We start from the raw sequence: 23,739 nt of genomic DNA, 5'->3' as shown, positions 1-23,739 counted from the left end.
CAGGGACAAGCCCTGTCCCTACACTTCCGCCTTCTGTCCTGTGTTATTTATCCGTGCTAATCCGTGCAGCTATACCTGAACGGTTACCTACTCAGATTGTTTAGACTGAAAGCCGAAGGTCTAAATGCCTACCGCCTATCTACCTGAGTAATTACCCCTTCCTCTTTGTTGTTAAGCGCTTAACTTAGCAATCGAGGTCGCAATATTGGGACTGTTAGGATTCACATCTATAATCCTGGTCTTTGGAGTTATGACCAAGTCCATATCTTCCATCGGGATTGCACCAAGTAATACTTGATCCCCCATAACCAAAGCCCCGGCGAATCCCACGCGATTCTTGAATCGAAGCTCAATAGGGCCCACATAGGGAACCAGCTTTAGGCTGCCGTCGGCTAAGGTCACTTCCTTTTTGTCGATTTCATCCAATTCCAATTGGATCTGAATGTGCACCGGGATACAAAGATGTACGGCGCCTGAATCCGCTAACGCCTTAACCTCAACTGGCTTCAACTCCGGCTTTCTGGGATTTTTAAGAACCAACCTGGCATCAACTAACCCCATTACACTTATTTTGTATCTTCTCAATATCTTGAGAAGATACCTTGTTTCCCTCCTCTCGTCCGGTTATCAGTCTCTCCATCTCCTTTAGATTCTCCACTCCGAAGGCCTTGACCGATTGGTCGATCTTCTTCAGGAGACCGGTTAAGACTTTTCCCGGGCCAATCTCAATAAAAGTCGTCACCCCTTCCCGTATGGCCAGGCGCATTGACTGCTCCCAACGAACAGGACTTACTACCTGTCTTATCAAGGAATCTTTCACCTCTCCTGGTTCCCTGATGGGGGACGCCTCAACATTGGTTATTAGCGGGGTCTTTAGAGGCGAAATCGCCACTTGATCTAACGCTGAACCCACTTCCTCCTGGGCACTTTTGATTAAAGGGGTATGAAAAGGCCCACTAACAGATAGTCGCACCACTCGTTTAGCGCCGGCCTCTTTTACTTCACCTTCGGCCTGCTCCAGGGCGGATTTTGACCCGGCAATAACAATCTGTCCCGGGCAGTTAAAATTAACCGGCCAGACCCCTTCATTAACAGGGTTTACGGATTGCCTTATTCTGCTGCAAATAGAAACTACCTCAGTGGCCTCAAGTCCCAAGACAGCACTCATCCCCCCGCCGTTGATATTGGCGGCGGCCTCCATTGCTTTCGCCCTGATCTGAACCACCTGGAGACAAGAGCCAAAATCAAGTCCTCCTGCCGCGGCCAGGGCTGAATATTCACCTAAACTGTGGCCGGCCACAAAGACAGAGGTAAGATGGGGAACCGATTCTGTTATGGCTTGCAGAATAGCCAAGCTGGTAGTAAAGACAGCCGCCTGGGTATATCCAGTTTGCTTCAGTATTTCAGCCGGCCCCTGAAAGCAAATCTGAGCCAGGTCGTAACCCAGGATCTCACCAGCCCGGGTAAAGACTTCTTTGGCCACAGTAAACCCCTCGTAGACGCCTTTTCCCATACCCACATATTGGGCGCCCTGACCGGGGAAGATGAAAGCTATTTTAGACATGCCTCATAACCTACCAATTCTTAATATCCAGGACCTTCAATTTTTCATCCTTGGTTATTTTCATAAGGATGATCTTATCTCGATTGATAGCTGTGATATAATTGCCTGACATCGTCACAATCGAGTCCTGCCCCTTTTGAGCCAAACTATCCCTGGCTTGGAACCCTGTGCCTATTAAAAAGGTGATCAGGACTAAGCCGCCCATAACCAGGATGAACTGAATAAATCTGCTCATTACTAACCCCTCCTCTCTTGATCTTACCCTTACCCACATCTTTTAAAAACCACGAAGAACACGAAGGGCACGAAGAATTTACCCCATCCTTTTACCCGATTTGTGGGTAAGAATAAGCCTCTCTTGATAGCGGATTGTAGATAGCGGATTTCGGATTTTTTGTTCTGGTAAGCGTTCAGCCACTAAGGCACAAAGATTACAAATAATAGCACACGGATTGCACGGATGAAACGGATTGACACGGATAAAAATTTATTAAAAAAATCCGTGAGAATCCGCCAAAATCCGTGTCATCCGTGGGCTATTCCATTATTCTCTTTGTGCCTCAGTGGCTTTGTGGCTGAACGGTTACTCGTTCTGCAATTCGAATCCCGAATTCTGCCATCCGCTATCCGAACTTCAGGCCGGCCATCGGATACAAGCAGCGCCCCAGGAAAGCCCAGCACCAACGGCAGAAAGGACCACCACATCGTTAGAGGCTATTCTTTTTTCTTCCAGGGCTTCATCTAAGGCTATCGCTATTGAGGCCGCCGAAGTATTTCCATATCTGGATAAGTTAATATAGACCTTTTCCAAAGGGATTTTTAATCGCTCGGCCATAGCCAAGATAATGCGGATATTAGCCTGATGCGGGATCAGAAGATCGATGTTGTCTTCGGAAATACCGCTTTCGGCTAAAACATGGCGAACAGACATGGACATCAGTCTCACCCCGAGCTTAAAGACCTCATTTCCTTTCATTTTCAAATAATGCAAGCCTGTATTAATGGTTTCGTGGGTAGCCGGATTCCTGGAGCCTCCGCCGGGCATCTCGATCAGATCAGCCTCCCGGCCATCTGAGTGAAGGTGGCTGGTTAAAATTCCATAACCGCTCTCACAAGGAGCCAGCACGGCTGCCCCTGCTCCATCACCAAAAAGCACACAGGTGCTTCGATCTGTCCAGTCGATAACAGATGACATCACTTCCGAGGCACAGACCAGAACGTATTGATATGTCCCCGTAGCAATAAATTGTCTGCCCACCTCCAGCCCATAGAGAAAACCCGAACACGCTGCCTGGAGGTCAAAGGCAATGGCCTTTTTGGCGCCCAGTTCACGTTGAATAAGACAGGCTGTAGCCGGAAAAGGCATATCAGGGGTCATAGTCGACACAATAATGAGATCTAAATCAGTCGGCCTTACCCCGGCTTTCTTCAGGGCACGCCTGGCTGCCGGAACTCCCAGGGAAGAAGCGGATGTTCCCGGCTCGGCTATCCGTCTTTCCTTGATCCCGCTTCTAGTCCTAATCCACTCGTCCGATGTCTCCACCATATTTTCCAACTCAGTGTTGGTTAAGACCTTATCAGGAAGATGTCGGCCGGTTCCAATTATAGCTGCATTTCTCATTGATGCTCGATGCTCGATGCTCGATGCTCGATCCTCGATGCTCGATCCTCGAGCATCGAGCATCAAGCATCGAGCCTCCCTTTTCATTTTTCATGATATTGGATTTTGTCCTCTGCCAATTCAGTTAAAGAAATAATAGTAGGCTTGGCTAGTTCCGATTCTGATTGAGCTTTACTAACGCCTTCCTCTTTAAGTTGACAGGCCCTTTTGGCCACTAACGTCAGCAAATAATACCGATTTTTTGATTTAGAAAATAATTTCTCTATTTTCTCTATATCCATACCTTTTATCTTAACCCCTTTCGTAACTACTCAGGTTGTTTAGACTGAAGGCTGAAGACTGAAGACTGTCCCTAAAAGCCTTCAGCCTATCTACCTAAGTAGTCATTATTTTCTAATAGCCAGAAGACATCAAAACTCATCCGTTTCACCCTGCATTTTTCGGCTGCAATAATTGCTTTTAGCTGGTTCACTGTTTCATCAATCTGGTGGTTAATAAGACAGTAATCATAACAGGAAGCATACTTTAACTCTTCTTGAGCTCCACGAAGGCGTTTGGTAATTGTTTCTTTATCCTCGGTTTTACGACGGTTAAGCCGTAGCTTAAGTTCTTCCAGAGAAGGAGGTATAATGAATATCAGGACCGATTCTTTGTACTTTTCTTTTATCTGAATACCCCCCTGAACATCTATATCCATAACCAGGGTTTTACCTTTGGCTAAAGATTCTTCCAAAGGACCTCTGGGAGTCCCGTAATAATTCCCATGCACCATAGCCCATTCCACAAATTCACCCTGCCTGATCAAGGTCTTAAATCCTTCCTCCGAGACAAACTGGTAATGTTTACCTTCTATTTCACCAGCTCGGGGTGACCTGGTAGTGAAAGAAATAGAATAAGCTAAATCAGGACAGGAAGAAACAAGTCGATCACAAATAGTGGTTTTTCCTGTCCCTGAGGGAGCGGAAATAACCAGAAGGAGATTAGTCATATTTAATCACTGGCCAGTCTTTGAGCCATAGTCTCCGGCTGAACGGCTGATAGGATAACATGGTTGGAATCAGTAATAATAATTGCCCTGGTGCGGCGACCATAGGTAGCATCGATTAGCCTCCCCTCATCTCTGGCCTCCTCCTTGATCCTCTTAATAGGGGCTGATTCAGGAGAAACAATGGCTATCACCCGGGAGCCAGCCACCACGTTTCCGAAACCAATGTTGATCAGCTTCATCATCTTAGACCTCCTTTAATCGGTTATCAGGTTATCGGTGAGTAGAAAGCGGTTACCGGTTATCACCGATCACCGAGCACCGATGACCACTTACCAATCTATTCTACATTCTGGAGTTGTTCTCTTACTTTCTCCAGTTCATTTTTCATCTTGAGGGTAAGTTGGGTTATTTTCAAGTTTGACGTCTTGGCAGAGATAGTATTTACCTCTCTGGCTACTTCCTGAGACAAAAATTCTAATTGGCGTCCGATAGGGCCTTTTATAGTTAAAACTTCTTTCATCTGTTTAAGATGGCTTGAAAGTCTGACCACTTCTTCGGTGATATCGGATTTATCGGCAAAAATGGCCACCTCCATAGCTAACCTGGTTTCATCTAATGCTTGATCAGGCATAATCACAGAAAGTCGTTGACTAAGTTTTTCCCGATATTCATCTACCACCTCTGGAGCCAGGTCATTTATGGCGGTGGTCATCTTTTCCATTACTTCCACCCTCTCAGTTATATCCCGTTGTAATTCTTTTCCCTCGATAGCCTTCATTTCAAGAAGTAAAGCGAGGGCCGTATCTATCACGTCCTTAAGCCCTTCCCAGATAGAATCAAGATCAATTTCAGCCTTTCGAGTGGTGACCACATCATTCATGCTTAATAGATAAGAGGCCTTCACGTCGTTTTCCAGATGGAGCGCAGCAGATAATTGGTGGCTGGCATTAAGATAAGCCCTGGCTACCTCAAGATTGACTGCCACTTCCTTACCTATTTCCAAGGAAGGTTCGGTTCTGATAAAGACAGAGATTCTGCCCCGAGCAATCTTCTGCTTGATGTAATCTCGAACCTTACCTTCAAGGATATTCAACTGGAGTGGCAATTTAACCCCTATTTCACAAAACTTATGGTTTAAAGATCTTATCTCGCAGAAGAGATATTCATTCCCACCCTGACCAAAGCCGGTCATACTGTTAGCCATCGAGTGCCTCCTAATGTATTAGCTATCTTCTGGGCTCTGGGCCCTGTATAAATGATACGCCGCCATCCCTACTCCCAAGCAAATACAGGTGTCCGCCAGATTAAAGGCCGGCCAGCGCCAATAACCAACCCCCATATCAATAAAATCGATTACCTCCCCTATTCTAAGCCGATCAATCAGATTTCCGCCGGCTCCTCCCAAAATTAATCCAAAAGCCACCCTGAGCCAGTGATTGGATCGGGGGAGACCCTTTAACAAGATAATAATGAGGACAATAATCCCTATGCTAAAGACGGTAAAGAATCCTCCCCACTTTCCAAGGATACCAAAGGCGCCCCCTGGATTAGTGACATAAGATAGCGCCACATAGTCTTTCAGGATAAAGATACTCTTACCTGGCTCCAGCCGGGTAGAAATAATCGCTTTCGTTATCTGATCTAAAATAATGACCGAACCAGCAATGACAATAGTAACTAAATGTAAGATCAAGGCTCAACCTATCTCCATTGGCCGTGTCCGTGGCTCGTGTCCGTTTTTTTGTAAGTGTTCAGCCACAAAGACACAAACTCGATGCTCGATGCTCGATCCTGGATACTGGATCCTTTACCAGCATCGAGGATCGAGCATCGAGGATCGAGCATCCAGCATCATGTGCTGAACGGTTACTTTTCTTTTCCAGACACGGATAACGGGCACGTCCCCCGACTTTACCGCCGATTAGACTCCATCTTTTTTTGACATTCAATACAAAACCTGGCGTAGGGAACGGCTTCCAGTCGGTGAGAATTTATCTCTTCTCCGCATCCTTCGCATATCCCGAATTTACCATCTCTGATCCGATAGAGGGCCTCATCAATTTCGTAAAGGATATCCGTCTCTCTCGAGATTAAACCAATTCGCCTTTCCTGTTCAAAGGAGGCCGCCGCCGTCTCCGCCATATGTTGAGAATACCCGGACAAATCTCCGGTTGATTCACGACAAGAGCAACGCATCTCCTCCTTTTCCAGCCGACGAATCTTATCCGCCAGATCCGCCCTCATCTCTTCCAATTTCTTTTGATGCTGCCTTACTTCCATATAATTTCACCTCAACTTCCACTTTGGAGTACTCAGACACCAAGACACCGTGTCTTTGTGGCTTGGTGGCTGAGCAGTCAGGCTATTATAACTTGTAACCGTTCAGGTATAGCTGCACACACGGATTAACACCGATAAGTAACACAGGGCAGAAGGCGGAATTGTAGGGACAGGGCTTGTCCATGTCCGTGCTTATCCCTGTCCGTTCCGTAGACGGACAACCACAAGGGTTGTCCCTACAGCCTAAGGACAGACCCGAATCACGGACACGGCTCACGGATTTTCCGTGTTTCATCTGTGTGCATCTGTGGCTAAACGGTTATGATAACTTTTAGGCACCGGGCGCATAAGCCCGGGTGCTGTTTATCTTCACCTACGGTTGGACTGTAGTTCCAACAACGCTCACATTTTACCCCTTCAGCCTTGGTTACCTTTACCTCTATCTTCTCCGCCGCCTTAAGTTCAACCTGAGAGACAATAAATATAGCCGGCAACTGTTTTTCATAGGCGGCTAAAAGCTCAGCTTCAGTCTCAGGCACACTTAAAGTCACCCTGGCTTCCAGGGAATTGCCGATTATTCCCGCTCTTCTGGCTTCTTCCATGCCACGGGAGACCTCTTCCCTTATCTTGAAAATCTTTTCCCATCTTTTGGCTAATTCTTCAGTGACATATTTTTCCTTCACTGACGGCATCCGGCTTAAATGAACACTGGCGGGTCTATCCTTCTGCGGAGGCAGATGCTGCCAGACCTCTTCAGCCGTGAAACTAAGTACCGGGGCCATCAAGGAGGTCAGACCGGTCAAAACTTCATACATAGCGGTTTGGGCGGCTCGACGCCCTTTGGAATCGGCTGGATAGGTATAAAGCCTGTCTTTGATAATATCTAAATAAAGCGAAGAAAGATCAACTACACAGAAATTATTCAGGGCGTGATACAGCCGGTGAAATTCAAAGTCTTCGTAAGCCTTTTGACACTGCTGGATAAAATTAGCCAACCGGTGCAAGATCCATCTGTCTATCTCCAACATAGAATCAATTTCAACCATGTCTCGATCAGGATCAAAATCATAAAGATTGCCCAGGATAAATCGACAGGTGTTGCGAATCTTCCGGTAGGCATCAATCATTCTCTTGAGGATCTCTTCTCCCAGACGGACATCCTCTCGATAATCCTCCGAGGCCACCCAGAGCCGTAAGACATCGGCTCCGTAGCGGCTAATAATCTCCTCTGGAGAGATGACATTACCTTCTGATTTGCTCATGGCCTTCCCTTTTTCATCCAACATAAAGCCGTGAGTGAGCACCACTCGGTAAGGGGCCGACTTGCCTATGCCGACCGAGGTCAGCATTGAAGATTGAAACCAGCCACGATGCTGGTCACTTCCCTCCAGGTATAGGTCTGCCGGCCAGGGGAGGCCGGAATCAGGGCTGAAAACAGCTAAGTGGCTCACCCCTGATTCAAACCAGACATCCAGGATATCGGTCTCCTGGACAAATTCCTGCCCACCGCAGGCACTGCACGAAGTCTCGGGGGGGATAAGCTCGGTCAAGTCTTCTGAAAACCACACCTCAATGCCTTCTTGAGCGACTTTTTCTTTTATCTTTTCGATAGTTTCCGGCAGGAGCAGGTGGTTCCCACAACTTGAGCAGTGAAAAGCCGGGATAGGCACACCCCAGGCCCTTTGTCTGGAGATGCACCAATCAGGTCTACTCCTGATAGTATTGTAGAACCTGCTCTCCCCCCAGACCGGGATCCATTTCACCCGCCGGGTTTCCTCCAGCGCCTTAGCTCGAAGATCATTTTTCTCTAAGTCAATAAACCACTGCCTGGTAGCCCTGAAGACAATGGGCCTTTTGCACCGCCAGCAGTGCGGATAGGAGTGGATGATAGCCGTGGCGTAAAGCAAATAACCATCATCAGTTAAACGCTTAATAATGGCCCTGTTGGCTGAAAAGACCTCCTGACCGGCAAATTCTCCTGCCTCGGAGGTAAAGCAGCCCTTATCATCCACTGGGGTAATGATGGGCAGGTGGTAAGCCAGGCCGGCCTCATAGTCATCCAGGCCGTGTCCCGGGGCGATATGGACACACCCGCTCCCTTGATCCATCGTCACGTATTCACCCAGGATAATCCGGGAATCCCTCTTCATAAAGGGGTGAAGGGCTTCTTTCCCTTCCAGTTCACTACCGGACATAGTCTGTCTGATTTGATAATCCTTGAGGCCCATCTCCTCCATTACGGGTTTGACCCGGGCCTCAGCTATTATTAATCTGCGGCCATCCGTTTCGACCAGGGCATACGTAAAGGCCGGGTGGAGAGCAATAGCCACATTAGCCGGCAGGGTCCAGGGGGTGGTTGTCCAGATAAGGACATCGGCTTCCGCTCCTCCTACGGCCTCTTTCAAAGGAAATCGGACGTAAATGGAGGGTGAAGATTTATCTTTATATTCTACCTCGGCCTCGGCCAGGGCTGTCTGACAGGAACTGCACCAGTGAACCGGCTTCAACCCGCGATAGATGTGGCCTCGTTTGACCAGCTCTCCAAAGGCCTCAATAATCGTGGCGCAGTAATCAGGCGTGAGGGTAAGATAGGGATGGTCCCAATCGCCAAAAACACCCAACCGCTTGAATTGATCCCGCTGGACATCCACATAGTGTCTGGCATACTTCTCACATTCGGTTCTAATCTCAGCTTGAGTTAAGTCTTTTCTATCCTTTAAGATTTGCATCACCTTGTATTCGATAGGCAGACCGTGGCAATCCCAACCGGGAATATAAGGGGAATCAAAACCGAACATTGACTTATACTTGACGATGATGTCTTTCAATATCTTATTTAAAGCGTGTCCCATATGGATATCGCCGTTGGCATAAGGCGGACCATCATGGAGGATATATTTTGGCTTACCCTGCCCGGCTTCTCTCAGAAGGGCATAGATATCCTTTTCTTCCCATGATTTAACCATCTCCGGCTCCCGCTGGGGCAGCTTAGCCCGCATAAGAAAATCTGTTTTAGGTAGATTTAATGTGTCTTGATAGTTCATTATTTATTCTCCTAAGACTCATCTACTGCCTGTCCGTTCCATATCTTCGGTTTAAAATCAGGTTTATTCCAGAGCTTCATTATTTCACCAGAAGGCACCAGGACATAAAGCCCCTTCCTTTGAGCATATTTCCTTACTTCCTGCCGAAAGGTTGTTCCAGCCGTAACCCCCACTACATCCTGCTCCCTATACTCATCGAAGAATTCCTTGAATTCCATAAGCCGCTCTACAAATTCATTGATATCCTCTACCTCAAAAGTGCTTTTGGCCTCAGTGACGATAATTATCTCCCGGCCATCATCCCTCCTCCCACGACAAAGGATATCTATCTCCATCTCCTCCCCTTTTTTGTGTTTTAGGGCGCGTTGGTAAAGGGTAAGTACCTCTATCCCAAGGTGTTTAAATATCTCGGGCACAGAAGGGGCTACCATGCCTTCGACAAACTTGCCCCAACTATTAGTGAACTCTCCTAATTGCTTGCGAAGGATTTCATCACTTTTCGTCAGCTTGCTTACTTCCTTACTCAAATCCCTTAATTCTTCATCGGTCTTCTTCTGACTCTCAGCAAGTTTTTTTAGGTCTTCATCGGTCTCTTTCTGACTTTCAGTAAGTTTTTTTAGTTCTTCATCAGTTTTCTCTTGACTGACAGCTAATCTCTCTAATATTTCTTGTATCTTATCAATTTTATCAAGCATTGTATTTCCCCCTTCAAACTAAACTGGTTATATTCCTCTTTAATTCCTCATCGGTTATTCCCTTAATCTGGATCTCCTTAATCCGGCTGTGGTGACCAGAGACGATCATAATTGAAGATTTACTTATTCCTAAACTTTTGGCCAACAGCTTGATCACCGCCTCATTAGCCTCTCCCTCTGACGGAGGAGGTGTCACTTTCACCCTGAGCATCCCTTCCTCAGGACCAACAATCCGGTTGACTGACGATCTGGGGATGACCTTGATCTTGAACCGTATTCCTCCCTTGCAAGGTGTAGTTTCAAAACTCACATCAATTGTCCTGCCAGGTGATATAATGAGCCAACCAGGAATCGACGCAAAAAATCTAGGGCAATAAAGGCAATAATAGGGGACAGATCAATCACCCCCACCTGAAGCGGGATAATTCGCCTAATAGGTCCCAGGATAGGCTCAGTAATTTTGTAGATAAATTCAACAATCGGGTGATAGGGATCAGGGTTGACCCACGAGAGAAATATCCTGGCTACGAGTAAGAAGTAAAATATTTTACAGAGTATATCCAGAAGGCCGCCTGCTGAATACAGAAGTTGTCCCAAGATAAACATCTTTCACCTCCGCCAATTAGGCAAACAGCCCAGAGGGAATAGGCCATCCGCCTTCGGGCTGTTCCCTATTGGCTCTTAGCTAATGCCTTAGATCGTCTGGTCGCCTGATCTACTGCCTCCATAAACATCCCTCTTATGCCCCTCTCCTCTAAGGCCTTAAGCCCAGCGACAGTTGTTCCTCCCGGGGAAGTAACCATTTCGCGAAGAAGGGCGGGATGTTGTCCGGTCTCCAAAACCATTTTAGCCGCGCCCAAAACTGTCCAGACAGCGGTTTTTAAGGCGGTCTCTCTGGGAAGTCCGCCGGCCACACCGGCCTCAGACAAGGCTTCGATAACGGTAAAAATGTAGGCCGGGCCACTACCGGAAAGTCCGGTAATAACGTCCATCAGGCTTTCGTTAATAGCCACTACTTCACCTACCGCCCCAAATATGGCCACGGCCAGTTGGGCTTCACCCGGGCCAGCATACTTTCCTGGAGAGATAGCTGAAATTCCAGCCCCAACCATGGCCGGCGTATTGGGCATCACCCGGATAACAGGGATACCCTCTCCGATGATCTCTTCAATCTGTTGAGTCCCAATTCCGGCGGCGATGGAGATAATGACCTTTTCAGGCGTAAGAACCGGGGCTATGTTTTTCAGGAGATGAGTAATAGCTGCCGGCTTGACACAAAGAAGGACCGCCTCAGATACTTCCACGGCCTGTTTATCTTGCTCCACTATCCTGATGTTTGTCTCGCCCTCTAAGAAGGCCAGCTTGGCCTTGTCAAGGTCAGTGGCTATAATCTGTTGGGACTCAATCCTTCCGGCCTTCAAAAGGCCCTTGATCAGGGCCTGGCCCATATTGCCGGTCCCAATAAAACCCAGGGTCTTATTAATCATAGGGGTTTACCTTATCGCGAATCGCGGATTGCGAATTGAGAATCGCGGATTGCGAATTGCGGATTTTAAAAAATAGATTCGCGATTCGCAATTCGCAATTCGCAATTCGCAATTTATCCTCGATAGCTCCAACCTCCAAAGATAGCCGAACCGATTCGGACCATATTAGCCCCCTCCTCGATGGCCACTTCAAAATCATTACTCATCCCCATAGAAAGGTATTTCATCTTGATTGACTTCCAGGTCCGATGCTTAACCTCTTCAGCTATTTCTCGAAGGCGTCTAAAATAAGGTCGTGCCTCTTCCGGATCAGTGGTCAGGGGGGCGATAGTCATCAGGCCCTCGATCTGGAGATGTTCCAGACCATCTATCTTGGAGAGGAGAGGAAAAAGCTGATCTTCCAATAGGCCGAATTGGCTCTCCTTAGCCGCTACATTCACCTGAATAAGAACCGGAACTACCTTGCCCTCCTGACGGGCGCGGCGATCGATCTCCTCAGCCAAAGAGAGCCGGTCCACCGAATGGATAAAATTAAATATTTCCAGGGCACGCTTAACCTTGTTCGTCTGTAAATGGCCTACTAAATGCCAGGCCAGACCAGCACGCCCCATCTGATCATACTTTCTGCTTGCCTCCTGGACACGACTTTCACCGATGATGGTCACCCCGGCCGAAATAGCCTCTCTAATTGTGTCTACTTCAACCTGTTTGGTTACAGCTACCAACTTAATTCGGGAGGGGTCGCGACTACTTCTTTCGGCGGCTCTAAAGATACGAGCCTTGACTTCCTCCAATCTTTTCTTCAATCGGGACAACTTCTTTTCTCCCGTGGCCACGTAGAACAACACGACGTAAGTTCCTAGTGCTCTGTGACGCTTGAAATTGTGGGTTGAGCCTCTTCTTTTCCCCCTCACCCTGACCCTCTCCCCGCTGGGGCGAGGGAAATTTATCCCTTCCTCTCCCCTGGGGGAGAGGATTGAGGTGTGGGGGAGGAGACCATCAAATCAAATGTCACAGAGCACTAGTGCCTTGTCACGTTAGTATTTATGGGTAAAGTCTCTTTAAAGGTAGGGGCGAATAATTATTCGCCCCTACCTCTTCCTTTTGCAAGGACGATTCGCAAATCGCCCTTACTGTAGGGGCCCGTTGCAACGTGCCCCTACGGTCTTGAACCCTTGAATCCTCGAACCCGGCTGAAACCGCCCAGAAACTTTCGCCGAGCGGTAGTAAAGGTAAACGTGGGACAGTCATCTACCTTCCCGAAAGTTCTGAGCTTTCGAGAAGGTCAGGCCGCTGTCCCTATGGATACACTACGCTACACTTCCGCAATACTTGAGTTTCGGGCTAGGCCGTCCTTCAAATTCGGAATAATTTAGAGATATTGTATCATAATTCTGAAATAATGCAACTAAAAAAAAAGGCTCAAGGCGAATTTGAGGAGATCCGCCTTGAGCCGAATTTTTCAACCTGTATAGTTAGGTTGTAGACTACTGACGCTGAAAGCGTCGAATTTTAAATAGCCGTAGATGCAATCTACGGAAACAAATCGCCACGCTCGACCCTGCAAGGGTCGAATATTATCCATCGCCTAGAATTCAACCCTTTCAGGGTTGAGATGTTCGGAGCTGTTTCGCCTTCCGCAGATTTCACCTGTGGTTATGTAAAATTCAAACCTTTCAGGTTTGAAGAGAATTGCTTGTAATCTCTACAGGTCGGAATTTTTCGACCTGTGAAATAGGTTTATACAAATATCCCCCAATTAGGGTGAGAAAGAGAATAAACAGATCGCTCCTCTGGATCTCTAATTTGTTATGAGAGATATATTCTACAAACATGTCGCTCCTCTAGAGCTAACCTGAATAAAGCTCCGTTAGGAGCAATCTGTTTGTAGTATTTCGCAAAAGCAATATATTTGCAGCTCCGTAGGAGCGACCTGTTTTTAGTAGTAAAGCTATCTATATCTATGGAAAGTTTCTTGTCTCTTATTTAAACAGGTCGGAATTTTTTATTGACTTCTTATGGCTTTAATGGTATATTAAACGCAGCCTATCAGGTTCGATGCTCGAGGCTGGATGCTGGATGCTCGAGGCTGGATGCTCGATGCTCGAGGCTGGATGCTGGATGCTGGATGCTCGAGGCTGGATGCTCGAGCATCGAGCATCGAGCATCGAGACGGGAGGCCGCGCTATGGGTGACCTTTGGCATAAATACAGGAAAACAATAAATGCTGCCTTTAGTAGCCTGTTTCTTTTTTCACTTATGGCCTGCGGTGGCCATGAAGACCCGATAGCTCATTACCGATATACCGCTAATCAATCGGCTGCCTTGCAATTTAATATGGCTCAAACCTATCAGAAAGAGGAGAAATTTGAGTTAGCCATTACTGAGTACCGGCATTTTCTTGATTACTATCCTGATGTTTATTATGCTGATGAAGCCCAGATGAGTATTGGGAGGTGCTTTGAAGAACTCGATCAATGGCAGGAAGCTATCGTCGCTTACACCCTTCTGGTTGAAAATCATAAAAAATCTGATCTTGTTCCTGAGGCCTTATACCGAATGGCCTCCACTTACATTAAGGTCGAGAGGTGGGAAGATGGCGTAAAGACTTACCAGAAATTACTCAAGGACAAGAAATATTTTAATACCGAATGGGGGAGATTGACCAGAGAAGAAGTAATTAAGGTGCTGGATCGCTTTCCGGAAAGTAAATGGGCTCAAAAAGCGAAACAGAAGGTGGAGAAACAGATTGAGAAGATGGAGAAGAAATAAAATCCGCAATCCGAAATCAGAGGGGGGCATGACCAATGGCAGGATTTAGTTATTACCATCAGGATCTTTATTGCGATGATGTCAGACTTATGGATATAGCCGAAGAGGTAGGCACGCCTTTTTATGTCTATAGTTATGAGACCCTGGCAGCCAACTATGCGGCTTATCAGGAAGGGTTCGCGGAACTTGACCCGCTCATTTGCTATGCCTACAAGGCCAATTCCAATCTCTCTATCTGTCGATTGCTGGCTCAAATGGGTTGTGGAGCTGATGTGCTTTCTGGGGGAGAGTTATTTAAGGCCTTTAGGGCGGGGGTGCCGGTAGAGAAAATTGTTTTTAATGGCAACGGAAAGACAAAGGCTGAGATTGAATTTGCCCTTGATTCTGACATCCTGATGTTTAATGTGGATTCAAAGGATGAATTGGTCTTTATCGATGAATTAGCTAAGGAGAAAGGTGTAAGAGCCAGGATTGCCCTTCGGGTTAACCCTGACATTGACCCGGGCACTCATCCTTATATTGCTACCGGCCTGGCAGAAAGCAAATTCGGCGTCCATATTATTCAAGCCGGCGAGGTTTATCAACTGGCCTCTGAGCTTAACCATATCGAGATTATTGGCATCCATACTCATATTGGATCACAGATTACTGAATCCGCTCCATTTGTGGAAGCCCTTAAAAAATTAACCGACCTGGTCTTAGAACTGAAGGGCATGGGTATTGATATTAGCTACATTAACTTAGGTGGCGGCTTGGGAATATCTTATCAAGAAGTGGATACCCCGCCTACCCCGGCTGAGATGGCTGAGGCCTTTCGTCCGCTGGTAGGAGAAACAGGCTGCCGTCTTATCTTAGAACCCGGCCGGAGCATAGTGGGTAATGCCGGCGCCTTAATAACCCAGGTGCTCTATGTTAAAGAAACCCTTCGTAAAAACTTCCTGGTAGTTGATGCCGGCATGAATGACCTTATTCGGCCAACCTTATATGGAAGTTATCATCGTATTATACCAGGAATAATCAGGGAAAGTAATGTCCTGACAGTCGATATCGTAGGTCCTATCTGTGAGTCAGGCGATTATCTGGGAAAAGAGAGGAGATTCCCGCGTCCTCACGTAGGAGACTTAATGGCTGTTTTAGATGCCGGGGCGTATAGTTACTCTATGGCTTCTAATTACAATGCCAGACCCCTTTTGCCGGAGGTGTTGGTAAAGGGAGATAAATATTACCTCATTCGAAGAAGACAGACTTATGAAGATATGATTGCTCAGGAAGAAGGAATTGGTAATGACATCTGACTCGAAAGGCCGGCTACCCACAAAGGGGGTGCGAAATTTTTGGAAGATGAATGGCAGCGGGAACGATTTTATCGTGATGGACAATCGCGATGGTAATATCCCGACCGATCCGGCCTGGGTTCAAGCTATCTGCCGGCCAAAGTTCGGGGTGGGAGCCGATGGCTTATTGTTGGCCGAGTCTTCTGAATGGGCCGACCTTAAGATGAGGATTATCAATGCCGATGGAAGTGAGGCGGAGATGTGTGGTAACGGCGCTCGCTGTATGGCCTATTTTGCGCATTCAACCGGAATGGCTAAATCTGATATGCTTATTGAAACCCTGGCCGGACCGGTTAGAGCTGAGGTTGAAGATGCCCGGGTTAAGGTGAAGCTGACTGAACCCGCTGATATTGTCCTCTCGAAGGAAATTAACCTGGAGGGGAGAGATCGGGAAAGAGTAGCTTATTTAAACACCGGGGTGCCACACGCTGTTCTGGTGACAAGAGATGTGAAACGGGCAGAAGTAGTTGAACTCGGCCGCCGGATACGATACCACCCGGCCTTTCAGCCTCAAGGGACCAATGTAGATTTTATCGAGATTGAATCTGATCACATCAAGATCCGAACCTACGAGCGGGGAGTAGAGGATGAGACCTTCTCTTGTGGAACCGGTTCTGTGGCCGGGGCAATCGTGGCTTACCTGCTTGGCTTTCTTAAACCCCCTGTGGCAGTTGAGACAAGAAGTGGTGAGGTCTTAACGGTCTACTTTGAGGCTGAGGGGAGCTGGATCAAAGAGGTCTACCTGGAAGGGGATGTCCAGGTGGTTTATCGGGGAGAATTGGATATAAATAAAGTAGTAGTCTCTCGCCGAGACATAAAGACGTAAGAAGGAGGAGATAATAAGATGATAAAATTTTCAGGCTCTATTGTGCCCATAGTGACGCCATTTAAGGAGGGTAAGGTTGATTATGCCACCCTGGAGAAGCTAATCAAGTTTCATATTAATAAGGGAACTAATGGTTTTGTGCCCTGCGGGACCACGGGTGAGTCAGCCACTCTCTCTCACGAAGAGCATAAGGAGGTAGTCAGATTTGTGATAAGATGTGTGGCCGGCAGGGTGCCGATAGTGGCCGGGGCTGGTTCCAATTCTACGGCCGAGGCCCTGGAGTTGGCCAGATATGCTGAATCTGTCGGGGCTGATGCCGTTCTTTCCATTACCCCCTATTACAATAAGCCTACTCAGGAGGGTATTTACGCCCACTTCAGCTATATCGCCCAACGGGTGAACCTCCCCATTATTCTCTACAATGTTCCTTCACGCACCGGAAGAAACATGGAACCAGCTACCATCGCCAGGATGGCTGAGATTAAAAATATCATTGGGATCAAAGAAGCCTCTGGAGACATGCAGCAAGTAAGCGAAATCATCCGGCTTTGTGGAAAGGATTTCACCATCCTCTGCGGTGAGGATGCCAATCTTTTGCCTATTCTCTCAGTAGGAGGCGCCGGGGCTATTGCGGCTACGGCCAATGTGGCTCCGACTGATGTAGCTGCTTTGATCAGGGAATTTCAGGCCGGCCACCTGGAGGAGGCCAGGAAGCTCCATTATAAACTCCTACCTCTTTGTGGCGCCATGTTTATGGAAACCAACCCGGCGCCGGCTAAAGAAGCCCTGTATATGATGGGACTCTTGCCTTCATCTGAACTGCGATTGCCCCTGGTGCCGCTAAAGGATAGTTCGAGAGAGAAGCTAAGAAGTGTGCTGACAGAATATGGATTGTTGTAACCTGATGGTAAGCCTTCAAGTGTCAGCCGTCAGGTATTGGATTTAATTCGAGTTAAGGAGGCGATGAAAGATGGCTATATCAGCCGAGCTGTATGATCTTGTGGTGAAAATAGTTGATGAGCGGGTTGAAAAAAGTGATATTATTCGCCAGGATTTCAGTGAGTTGAGAGGAATTGTAGCTGAGCTGGCTCAGGCCCAGAAAGCCGCGGAAGGCAGGTTAACCGGGGTGGAGCGAGCCATTGAAAAACTTGCTCAGGCCCAGAAAGCCTCGGAGGACAGGTTGACCAGGGTGGAGCAAGCCATAGAAAAACTTGCTCAGGCCCAGCAAAGAACGGAAGAAAGAGTCGAAGAGCTTGCTCAGGCTCAGAAGGCCTCGGAAGACAGGTTGACGAGGGTGGAGCAAATCATACAAGAGCTTGCTCAGGCCCAAAAAGCCTCGGAAGAGAGGTTGACCAGGGTGGAGCAAGCCATACAAGAGCTTGCTCAGGCCCAAAAAGCCTCGGAAGAGAGGTTGACCAGGGTGGAGCAAGCCATACAAGAGCTTGCTCAGGCCCAAAAAGCCTCGGAAGAGAGGTTGACCAGGGTGGAGCAAGCCATAGAAGAACTGGCTCAGGCTCAGAAAAAAACAGAAGAAGCGCTGGCGGCCCTATCAGTCAATGTAGGTAGGTTGTCCGACAACATAGGTTTTGGATTGGAAGATATTGCCCGCCTGGTGTTGCCCGGTTATCTGGAAAGACACCTCCATATCTTTGTCGAAGAATTGACCAGGAAGTTCTTTGTCGTGGACAGTAAAGAAGTTGAGATAGACCTTTATGGTGAAGGGAAGCGTGAGGATGGAGAAGAGGTAATTATTCTGGGAGAGAGCAAATCAAGGATATATGGCAGAGAAGCGGCTGATTTTGCTAAACAGGCTATTCTGGTAGAACAAAGCCTACAGAAGCCGGTAATTAAGGTGATGTTTGGTTACTACATCCATCCCACCGCGTCTGAGGTAGCCAGGGAAAACGATATACTGTTAGTGGCTTCTTATCAGCGGTAAGTAATCCTGAGGTCCGGGCAGTCTGAGGTCTGGTAGTCTGGCAAGCCTCGCCTACCAGACACCATTCACCAGTTACCAGAAATAAAGGAGGAGATAAATGATTAGAGTCATTGTCCCTGGCGCTACAGGGAAAATGGGGAGTGCCATTACCAGACTGGTTTGCCTGGAGAGGGATATGGAGCTGGCAGGAGTAACGGAGAGGGAAAAGCATCCCTGTTTAGGCGCTGATATTGGCCCTTTAATTGGTTTAGAAGAAAAGGGGGTTGTTTTATCAGACGATCTTTCAGCCATTATTGATAGAGCCGATGTTCTGATCGACTTTACCACCCCTGAGGCCAGTATCAGCCATCTAAAGTTGGCCCTGCAGGCTGGAAAGGCTATGGTTATTGGGACCACTGGATTTGGATCCTATCATCTCCAACAACTTAAAGAGGTCTCCAAAACCATCCCCGTGGTTTCTGCCCCTAACATGGCGGTAGGCGTAAACCTCCTCCTTAAGCTGGTCAAGACGGCGGCGGCTGTATTAGGGGAATATTACGACTGTGAGATTATTGAGGCCCATCATCATCATAAACACGATGCCCCATCAGGCACAGCCCTCAGGCTGGCCAAGATTGTGGCAGAAATACTGGGCAGGGACCTGGAAAAAGTGGGGACCTATGGTCGCAAAGGAATGATTGGACCAAGGCCCCGGGAGGAAATCGGCATCTCTGTTATCAGAGGGGGAGACGTGGTGGGAGAACACACGGTTCTCTTCCTTGGGGAAGGAGAGAGGTTAGAACTCACCCATCAGGCGAGTTCGCGAGAGATATTTGCCAGAGGCGCCCTCCGGGCAGCCAGGTTCGTCTCCCAGGCTTTCCCAGGACTTTATGATATGGGCGATGTCCTGGGGTTTAAATAATCCGAATACGGAAAGGAAGAGGGTAACTACTCAGGTAGATAGGCTGAAGGCTTTTAGGCTGAAGGCTGAAGGCTGAAGGTGGAAGGCTTTTAGGGACAGCCTTCAGCCTTCAGCCTTCAGTCTAAACAACCTGAGTAGTTACGGAACAAGATTCTTGACCACAGAAAAAGTAATGGTGGTGGCTACGGCTGAGGTATTTAAAAATGAGAGCTGGCAGGGTCTTAAAACAGACGGGATTGATACCTTACTAAAGATTATTCAAGAAAGACACTCATTCCTTTCTCGCCACCTGGTGGAAGACGATCCTTCCTGGCAGCAGATAATTCCCTATATAGTCTTCCGGTATAATCATAGCTACTTATTAGTCAAGCGATTAGAACACTCAGCCGAACATCGGCTTCATCACCAGTATTCCCTGGGACTGGGGGGGCATATTAACCTTGAAGATACCCAAGGAGCCAATCCTGTTGAAGCCGGACTCTGGCGTGAGTGGGCAGAAGAAGTCAGCTACGAAGGCGGGCTTTCTCACTCCTTAGTTGGATTTATTAACGATGATTCTCGCGAAGTTAGCCGGGTTCACCTGGGTCTTTTCTATTTGTTTGAGGGCTATTCTTCCCTTATAACTGTCCTGGAGGACCACGAGATGATCGGCCAACTCTTATCCCTCTCTGAAATTGAACCTTTTTATGATAAGATGGAATCGTGGTCACAGATTGTTTACGATTACTTAAAAAGATTGTAAGGCGGTGGTTATCGTTTCGGCCACTTGAGCCCTGAAGAAACCAGGTTTCTTCAGGAAACCTGGTTCATAATGGCCGAAATGATAATCATTGCCACAAAAAGAAGAGAGGCCGCATACATTATATAGACGGTCTCTTTAATCCGGATCGGAGAAAGGGGATTGATTCTATCTCCAATTAGGGGCCTGGCTGAAGGCAGTCCCTGGTAGTAATTCAGACCCCCAAGCTGGACACCCAGGGCGCCGGCTACAGCCGCCTCAGGTATGCCGGCATTAGGACTGGGATGGTTCTTTCTGTCCCTCAGGATAGTTTTTACACTTCTGATACCAGCTTGGCCGGTCAAGCCTGCCGCCAGCGGTAAAATAAGTCCTGCTATTCTGGCCGGGATAAAATTGGCTAAATCATCCAATTTGGCCGAGGCCCAGCCAAATTGAGCATATCTCTCGTTTTTGTAGCCGACCATAGAATCAAGGGTATTAATCGCCTTGTAGGCCAGAGCCAGAGGCGCGCCCCCTAAGAAGGCGTAAAAAAGCGGGGCAATCACCCCATCCACCGTGTTCTCAGCCACACTTTCTACCCCGGCCCGAACTACTTCGGCTTCATTCAACGCTCCGGTATCCCTGCCGACCAAAGTAGCTACTTGACTTCGGGCCTGGCTCAAGCCACCTCTTTCCAGCGCCCGATAAACCCCAAGACCGGCTTCGCCCAGGGATCTAACCGAGAGAGTGGTGAAAATAAGCCCCACATTTACCAAATGATAAAGGAAAGAAGAAAATCCAAGGCTTAAAAAAAGTAAAAGATGGGTGAGTCCATAGACCATGCCCACCACGAAAAGAGTAAGACAAATACCGGCCTTCTTTTCAGAGAGGAAAAGACTTCGGCTCAGGCCTTCTCCTCGCTCAATAATCCTTCCGATGGTCCTGACCGGGTGGGGCATCCAATGAGGATCACCTATACCGAGGTCAATTAAAAAGGCCATAATAAGAACTACCGGTTCTTCCATCGTGTCCCGCCGGGCAGATCTTCGAGAATAATACCCAACTTGCCCAGCTCCTCTCTTATCCAATCGGCTTCTGCCCAGTCTCGCCTCTGTCTGGCTTTTTCTCGCAGATGAATAAGGAGTGGCAGCAAATCCTGCCCCAGCACCTCCTTCTGATAATCCTTTTCTCCCCGAGAAAGTCCCAGCACGCCTTTGGCTTCTTCAATCTTATCCCTGGCCTTCTTCAGTAATCTCTTCCGAAGAGGTGTCATCGGAAGGACAAGGAACTGATTGACCGCCGCTACTAAGTCAAAGATGACGGATAGAGCTTTGGGGGTATGGAGGTCATCAGCCAGAGCAGATTCAAAGTCCTGTTGGCTTTTCTCCGTCTGTTGATAAAACTCGCTTTCTTCCTTAGAGAGTTCATCGAAAGATAATGCCGGGACGGCGGCCTCAGATGTATCTCCCGCTGTCTCACTAAGGCAGTGGCTGATATTGGTCAAAGCCCCCCTCAGACGGTCCAAAGCCTTCGCTGCCTGGTCCAGCTTGTCCAGAGTGAAACTAAGGGGACTTCGATAGTGGGCATTAAAAAAGAAGAGTCGGAGAATATCTGCGGAATAGGTTTCTAAAAGATCCTTCAATAAGACAACATTGCCCAGGGACTTGGACATTTTTTCCTCTTCATAAGTTAAAAAACCGTTGTGCAGCCAATATCTGGCCAGGGATTTACCGGTCAATCCCCTGACCTGGGCTATCTCATTTTCGTGATGGGGAAAGATCAGGTCTGCCCCTCCGCCATGGATATCAAACTCCTCCCCTAAATATTTGGTGGACATAACCACACATTCAGTATGCCAGCCAGGACGTCCGGCTCCCCAGGGGCTATCCCACTTAGGCTCACCCTCTTTACTTTTCTTCCACAGGGTAAAATCAGCCTGATTACGCTTTTCCGGGTTTAGTTCTAACCTTGCCCCAAGGCTGTTTATCTCTTCCGGATTCCGGCCGCTCAGACAGCCATAGCCATCGAGTTTTGATACCTCAAAAAAGACATCGCCCCCGGCTTGATAAGCATACCCCTTTTCAATAAGCCTGGATATACCTTCTTTCATCTCAGGAATATGCTCGGTAGCCCTGGGATAGATGGAAGCCGGCTTGATATTTAAGGCCTCCATCACCCGGAAGTATTCCTTAATATACTTTCGGGTCAGTTCCTGAATAGGCACCCCCATTTCATTAGCCCGCTCAATAATCTTGTCATCTACATCCGTCAGGTTCTGAACATAAAGAAGGTTGTAACCAAGATGCTCTATGTATCGTCTCAGTAGATCAAAGGTGAGATAACAGCGGGCATGGCCCAGGTGACAATGATCGTAAGGCGTAATCCCACAGACATAGATCTTGACCAGCCGCGGATCAAGTGGGATGAATTCCTCTTTTTGTCCGGTCAGGGTATTATATAGCCTCAATCCTGGTCCTTGGTTCATAGGGCGGCCTCCTGCCGCAACTCGATGCTCGATGCTGGGTGCTGGATGCTCGAGCATCCAGCATCCAGCATCAAGTAATGGTTACAATAATCTTATACTCGATGTTCAAGGTTTTCTTATAAACCGCTAAAGCGGTTACTTTGGTTTATTAGTGTCCCCCAATTCACCCCGATAAATCGGGGTGCTATTCTCAGGCTTATTGAGTTTAGCACCCTGATTTATCAGGGTGTTACGGATAGGATAACATCCAGAATCATAACCGCTTTAGCGGTTTCAACCCCTAAAAATCTGATCGCGCAGGTCGAAAAAACTTGAACATCGAGTTATAGACTCTGGTAATAAATCAGCTAAGTGCGGATATGCCTCAACCAAACGAAATATATCAGCCAAGTCTTTTTGTCGCTTGCTCTTGCGTCTTTGACCATCAGAATATGCCCAAATTTTGCCTCGTAAGACATCTTCTAAAGAGGCGACCTTCATCTCATATCCCATTACTTTCTTACGGGCCGCATTGCTGATGAAAGCTTGATAACGCCGGTCAGTTTGTAGTTGAATTCGCAAATCAGAGTGCGGACTTTTCAGATTGAAGGAGTGGGGAAGCCTTTTTATAGTAAACATATTTTCGGCGGCTTGGCTCAGCTTATCTATCGCCTCGGCCACAACTACTAAATCTAAATCTAAACTGACTACAGGTTCAGCATACGCATTCACCGCTAATCCACCAATGACACAATAGTCAATTTCCATATCATTTAACAAATCAAGAAATTGCTGCAATATGTCTACCTGTCCATTAGCGAGGCGGTTCATAAATTCTTTTTCTGTCATAATATCTACTCCCTTTTACCCACCCATAGTATACTATATATCCCCCCTCTCTGTCAAGGAAAAGGCTCGGCGCCACAGTTTTTCTCTTTGACTTCTGCGGGGGATTTGTATATTATAACAGTCAGCGGGCATCTTTTAATCCCATCTTTAAATAATTTTTCGACCTGTGAAATAGGTCTAATAAAATGCAAGAAATTTCCCATAGACATAGATATTCAAGCTCTACTACTACTAAAAACAGGTCGCTCCTACGGAGC

29 protein-coding genes are annotated in these 23,739 nt (G+C 47.5%); 8 read left to right on the top strand and 21 right to left on the bottom strand.

The window, feature by feature from the left end; all coding sequences use genetic code 11:
* Nucleotides 1-171 precede the first annotated feature (171 nt).
* From AB1797_02325 to AB1797_02240, 18 genes are all read right to left on the bottom strand, one after another.
* Nucleotides 172-561, bottom strand: a complete 390-nt coding sequence (locus AB1797_02325) for a clan AA aspartic protease (protein ID MEW5766452.1) — start codon at nucleotides 559-561, stop codon at nucleotides 172-174.
* Complete coding sequence (fabD, locus tag AB1797_02320; protein MEW5766451.1) at nucleotides 548-1,564, bottom strand: ACP S-malonyltransferase; 1,017 nt, start codon at nucleotides 1,562-1,564, stop codon at nucleotides 548-550. The genes AB1797_02325 and fabD overlap by 14 nt, the downstream gene beginning before the upstream one ends.
* 10 nt (nucleotides 1,565-1,574) lie before the next feature.
* Nucleotides 1,575-1,799, bottom strand: coding sequence for a hypothetical protein (locus AB1797_02315; GenBank protein MEW5766450.1), 225 nt, complete (start codon nucleotides 1,797-1,799; stop codon nucleotides 1,575-1,577).
* Nucleotides 1,800-2,198: 399 nt separating this feature from the next.
* The gene (locus AB1797_02310) at nucleotides 2,199-3,185 is read right to left on the bottom strand and encodes a beta-ketoacyl-ACP synthase III (protein MEW5766449.1); all 987 of its coding nucleotides are present in this window, start codon (nucleotides 3,183-3,185) and stop codon (nucleotides 2,199-2,201) included.
* The gene (locus tag AB1797_02305; GenBank protein MEW5766448.1) at nucleotides 3,142-3,279 is read right to left on the bottom strand and encodes a hypothetical protein; all 138 of its coding nucleotides are present in this window, start codon (nucleotides 3,277-3,279) and stop codon (nucleotides 3,142-3,144) included. Before AB1797_02305 ends, AB1797_02310 begins: the two co-directional genes overlap by 44 nt.
* On the bottom strand, nucleotides 3,269-3,466 hold the full coding sequence (gene rpoZ / locus AB1797_02300; protein ID MEW5766447.1) for a DNA-directed RNA polymerase subunit omega: 198 nt from the start codon (nucleotides 3,464-3,466) through the stop codon (nucleotides 3,269-3,271). The genes AB1797_02305 and rpoZ overlap by 11 nt, the downstream gene beginning before the upstream one ends.
* A gap of 86 nt (nucleotides 3,467-3,552) precedes the next feature.
* Nucleotides 3,553-4,173, bottom strand: coding sequence for a guanylate kinase (gene gmk / locus AB1797_02295; protein MEW5766446.1), 621 nt, complete (start codon nucleotides 4,171-4,173; stop codon nucleotides 3,553-3,555).
* A gap of 2 nt (nucleotides 4,174-4,175) precedes the next feature.
* Nucleotides 4,176-4,415, bottom strand: coding sequence for an extracellular matrix/biofilm regulator RemA (remA, locus tag AB1797_02290; protein MEW5766445.1), 240 nt, complete (start codon nucleotides 4,413-4,415; stop codon nucleotides 4,176-4,178).
* A gap of 95 nt (nucleotides 4,416-4,510) precedes the next feature.
* Nucleotides 4,511-5,377, bottom strand: a complete 867-nt coding sequence (locus AB1797_02285) for a YicC/YloC family endoribonuclease (GenBank protein MEW5766444.1) — start codon at nucleotides 5,375-5,377, stop codon at nucleotides 4,511-4,513.
* 18 nt (nucleotides 5,378-5,395) lie between these two features.
* A complete protein-coding gene (lspA, locus tag AB1797_02280; protein ID MEW5766443.1) occupies nucleotides 5,396-5,866 on the bottom strand; it encodes a signal peptidase II in 471 nt (156 codons plus the stop codon).
* A gap of 8 nt (nucleotides 5,867-5,874) precedes the next feature.
* Complete coding sequence (locus AB1797_02275; protein ID MEW5766442.1) at nucleotides 5,875-6,018, bottom strand: hypothetical protein; 144 nt, start codon at nucleotides 6,016-6,018, stop codon at nucleotides 5,875-5,877.
* A gap of 66 nt (nucleotides 6,019-6,084) precedes the next feature.
* Nucleotides 6,085-6,453 carry a TraR/DksA C4-type zinc finger protein gene (locus AB1797_02270; protein MEW5766441.1) on the bottom strand — a complete coding sequence of 123 codons (369 nt, stop codon included), beginning with the start codon at nucleotides 6,451-6,453 and terminating at the stop codon, nucleotides 6,085-6,087.
* A gap of 311 nt (nucleotides 6,454-6,764) precedes the next feature.
* A complete protein-coding gene (gene ileS / locus AB1797_02265; GenBank protein MEW5766440.1) occupies nucleotides 6,765-9,497 on the bottom strand; it encodes an isoleucine--tRNA ligase in 2,733 nt (910 codons plus the stop codon).
* A gap of 11 nt (nucleotides 9,498-9,508) precedes the next feature.
* On the bottom strand, nucleotides 9,509-10,192 hold the full coding sequence (locus tag AB1797_02260) for a hypothetical protein (GenBank protein ID MEW5766439.1): 684 nt from the start codon (nucleotides 10,190-10,192) through the stop codon (nucleotides 9,509-9,511).
* 13 nt (nucleotides 10,193-10,205) lie between these two features.
* Nucleotides 10,206-10,502, bottom strand: a complete 297-nt coding sequence (locus AB1797_02255; GenBank protein MEW5766438.1) for a DUF167 domain-containing protein — start codon at nucleotides 10,500-10,502, stop codon at nucleotides 10,206-10,208.
* The gene (locus AB1797_02250) at nucleotides 10,499-10,798 is read right to left on the bottom strand and encodes a YggT family protein (GenBank protein ID MEW5766437.1); all 300 of its coding nucleotides are present in this window, start codon (nucleotides 10,796-10,798) and stop codon (nucleotides 10,499-10,501) included. The genes AB1797_02255 and AB1797_02250 overlap by 4 nt, the downstream gene beginning before the upstream one ends.
* Before the next feature lie 65 nt (nucleotides 10,799-10,863).
* Entirely contained in the window at nucleotides 10,864-11,679 is an 816-nt protein-coding gene (proC, locus tag AB1797_02245) for a pyrroline-5-carboxylate reductase (GenBank protein ID MEW5766436.1), read from the bottom strand.
* Between the two features lie 113 nt (nucleotides 11,680-11,792).
* The gene (locus AB1797_02240) at nucleotides 11,793-12,485 is read right to left on the bottom strand and encodes a YggS family pyridoxal phosphate-dependent enzyme (GenBank protein MEW5766435.1); all 693 of its coding nucleotides are present in this window, start codon (nucleotides 12,483-12,485) and stop codon (nucleotides 11,793-11,795) included.
* A 1,202-nt stretch (nucleotides 12,486-13,687) separates the two neighbouring features.
* On the opposite strand from AB1797_02240, the gene AB1797_02235 reads away from it, so the two are divergent.
* From AB1797_02235 to AB1797_02200, 8 genes are all read left to right on the top strand, one after another.
* The gene (locus tag AB1797_02235) at nucleotides 13,688-13,903 is read left to right on the top strand and encodes a hypothetical protein (protein MEW5766434.1); all 216 of its coding nucleotides are present in this window, start codon (nucleotides 13,688-13,690) and stop codon (nucleotides 13,901-13,903) included.
* Nucleotides 13,801-14,451 carry a tetratricopeptide repeat protein gene (locus tag AB1797_02230; protein MEW5766433.1) on the top strand — a complete coding sequence of 217 codons (651 nt, stop codon included), beginning with the start codon at nucleotides 13,801-13,803 and terminating at the stop codon, nucleotides 14,449-14,451. The genes AB1797_02235 and AB1797_02230 overlap by 103 nt, the downstream gene beginning before the upstream one ends.
* A gap of 35 nt (nucleotides 14,452-14,486) precedes the next feature.
* The gene (gene lysA, locus AB1797_02225) at nucleotides 14,487-15,746 is read left to right on the top strand and encodes a diaminopimelate decarboxylase (protein MEW5766432.1); all 1,260 of its coding nucleotides are present in this window, start codon (nucleotides 14,487-14,489) and stop codon (nucleotides 15,744-15,746) included.
* Nucleotides 15,736-16,611, top strand: coding sequence for a diaminopimelate epimerase (gene dapF, locus AB1797_02220; protein MEW5766431.1), 876 nt, complete (start codon nucleotides 15,736-15,738; stop codon nucleotides 16,609-16,611). The genes lysA and dapF overlap by 11 nt, the downstream gene beginning before the upstream one ends.
* 21 nt (nucleotides 16,612-16,632) lie before the next feature.
* On the top strand, nucleotides 16,633-17,511 hold the full coding sequence (dapA, locus tag AB1797_02215; protein MEW5766430.1) for a 4-hydroxy-tetrahydrodipicolinate synthase: 879 nt from the start codon (nucleotides 16,633-16,635) through the stop codon (nucleotides 17,509-17,511).
* 70 nt (nucleotides 17,512-17,581) lie between these two features.
* Nucleotides 17,582-18,550: a hypothetical protein gene (locus AB1797_02210; GenBank protein MEW5766429.1), complete on the top strand. Its 969-nt coding sequence runs from the start codon at nucleotides 17,582-17,584 to the stop codon at nucleotides 18,548-18,550.
* Between the two features lie 97 nt (nucleotides 18,551-18,647).
* Entirely contained in the window at nucleotides 18,648-19,451 is an 804-nt protein-coding gene (gene dapB, locus AB1797_02205; protein MEW5766428.1) for a 4-hydroxy-tetrahydrodipicolinate reductase, read from the top strand.
* Between the two features lie 154 nt (nucleotides 19,452-19,605).
* Nucleotides 19,606-20,193, top strand: a complete 588-nt coding sequence (locus AB1797_02200; protein MEW5766427.1) for an NUDIX hydrolase — start codon at nucleotides 19,606-19,608, stop codon at nucleotides 20,191-20,193.
* A 50-nt stretch (nucleotides 20,194-20,243) separates the two neighbouring features.
* Here the strand turns inward: AB1797_02200 and cbiB are convergent, their stop codons facing one another.
* The 3 genes from cbiB to AB1797_02185 all read right to left on the bottom strand — a co-directional run bounded on the left by cbiB (nucleotide 20,244) and on the right by AB1797_02185 (nucleotide 23,482).
* Entirely contained in the window at nucleotides 20,244-21,194 is a 951-nt protein-coding gene (cbiB, locus tag AB1797_02195) for an adenosylcobinamide-phosphate synthase CbiB (protein MEW5766426.1), read from the bottom strand.
* The gene (gene cysS / locus AB1797_02190) at nucleotides 21,179-22,654 is read right to left on the bottom strand and encodes a cysteine--tRNA ligase (GenBank protein MEW5766425.1); all 1,476 of its coding nucleotides are present in this window, start codon (nucleotides 22,652-22,654) and stop codon (nucleotides 21,179-21,181) included. Before cysS ends, cbiB begins: the two co-directional genes overlap by 16 nt.
* Nucleotides 22,655-22,927: 273 nt before the next feature.
* Nucleotides 22,928-23,482 (bottom strand): hypothetical protein, encoded by a 555-nt coding sequence (locus AB1797_02185; GenBank protein MEW5766424.1) that lies wholly within the window; start codon nucleotides 23,480-23,482, stop codon nucleotides 22,928-22,930.
* Nucleotides 23,483-23,739 lie beyond the last annotated feature (257 nt).

The sequence above is a fragment of the bacterium genome (assembly GCA_040753085.1).
Classification (GTDB): domain Bacteria; phylum UBA9089; class JASEGY01; order JASEGY01; family JASEGY01; genus JASEGY01.
This window is presented reverse-complemented; position numbering and strand designations above follow the sequence as displayed.

Coding starts and splice junctions, on each gene's coding strand:
- AB1797_02325 (MEW5766452.1), bottom strand. CDS start 561: ATGGGGTTAGTTGATGCCAGGTTGGTTCTTAAAAATCCCAGAAAGCCG.
- fabD (MEW5766451.1), bottom strand. CDS start 1,564: ATGTCTAAAATAGCTTTCATCTTCCCCGGTCAGGGCGCCCAATATGTG.
- AB1797_02315 (MEW5766450.1), bottom strand. CDS start 1,799: ATGAGCAGATTTATTCAGTTCATCCTGGTTATGGGCGGCTTAGTCCTG.
- AB1797_02310 (MEW5766449.1), bottom strand. CDS start 3,185: ATGAGAAATGCAGCTATAATTGGAACCGGCCGACATCTTCCTGATAAG.
- AB1797_02305 (MEW5766448.1), bottom strand. CDS start 3,279: ATGAAAAATGAAAAGGGAGGCTCGATGCTTGATGCTCGATGCTCGAGG.
- rpoZ (MEW5766447.1), bottom strand. CDS start 3,466: ATGGATATAGAGAAAATAGAGAAATTATTTTCTAAATCAAAAAATCGG.
- gmk (MEW5766446.1), bottom strand. CDS start 4,173: ATGACTAATCTCCTTCTGGTTATTTCCGCTCCCTCAGGGACAGGAAAA.
- remA (MEW5766445.1), bottom strand. CDS start 4,415: ATGATGAAGCTGATCAACATTGGTTTCGGAAACGTGGTGGCTGGCTCC.
- AB1797_02285 (MEW5766444.1), bottom strand. CDS start 5,377: ATGGCTAACAGTATGACCGGCTTTGGTCAGGGTGGGAATGAATATCTC.
- AB1797_02275 (MEW5766442.1), bottom strand. CDS start 6,018: ATGCTCGATCCTCGATGCTCGATCCTCGATGCTGGTAAAGGATCCAGT.
- AB1797_02270 (MEW5766441.1), bottom strand. CDS start 6,453: ATGGAAGTAAGGCAGCATCAAAAGAAATTGGAAGAGATGAGGGCGGAT.
- ileS (MEW5766440.1), bottom strand. CDS start 9,497: ATGAACTATCAAGACACATTAAATCTACCTAAAACAGATTTTCTTATG.
- AB1797_02260 (MEW5766439.1), bottom strand. CDS start 10,192: ATGCTTGATAAAATTGATAAGATACAAGAAATATTAGAGAGATTAGCT.
- AB1797_02250 (MEW5766437.1), bottom strand. CDS start 10,798: ATGTTTATCTTGGGACAACTTCTGTATTCAGCAGGCGGCCTTCTGGAT.
- proC (MEW5766436.1), bottom strand. CDS start 11,679: ATGATTAATAAGACCCTGGGTTTTATTGGGACCGGCAATATGGGCCAG.
- AB1797_02230 (MEW5766433.1), top strand. CDS start 13,801: ATGCTGGATGCTCGAGGCTGGATGCTCGAGCATCGAGCATCGAGCATC.
- lysA (MEW5766432.1), top strand. CDS start 14,487: ATGGCAGGATTTAGTTATTACCATCAGGATCTTTATTGCGATGATGTC.
- dapF (MEW5766431.1), top strand. CDS start 15,736: ATGACATCTGACTCGAAAGGCCGGCTACCCACAAAGGGGGTGCGAAAT.
- AB1797_02210 (MEW5766429.1), top strand. CDS start 17,582: ATGGCTATATCAGCCGAGCTGTATGATCTTGTGGTGAAAATAGTTGAT.
- dapB (MEW5766428.1), top strand. CDS start 18,648: ATGATTAGAGTCATTGTCCCTGGCGCTACAGGGAAAATGGGGAGTGCC.
- cbiB (MEW5766426.1), bottom strand. CDS start 21,194: ATGGAAGAACCGGTAGTTCTTATTATGGCCTTTTTAATTGACCTCGGT.
- cysS (MEW5766425.1), bottom strand. CDS start 22,654: ATGAACCAAGGACCAGGATTGAGGCTATATAATACCCTGACCGGACAA.
- AB1797_02185 (MEW5766424.1), bottom strand. CDS start 23,482: ATGACAGAAAAAGAATTTATGAACCGCCTCGCTAATGGACAGGTAGAC.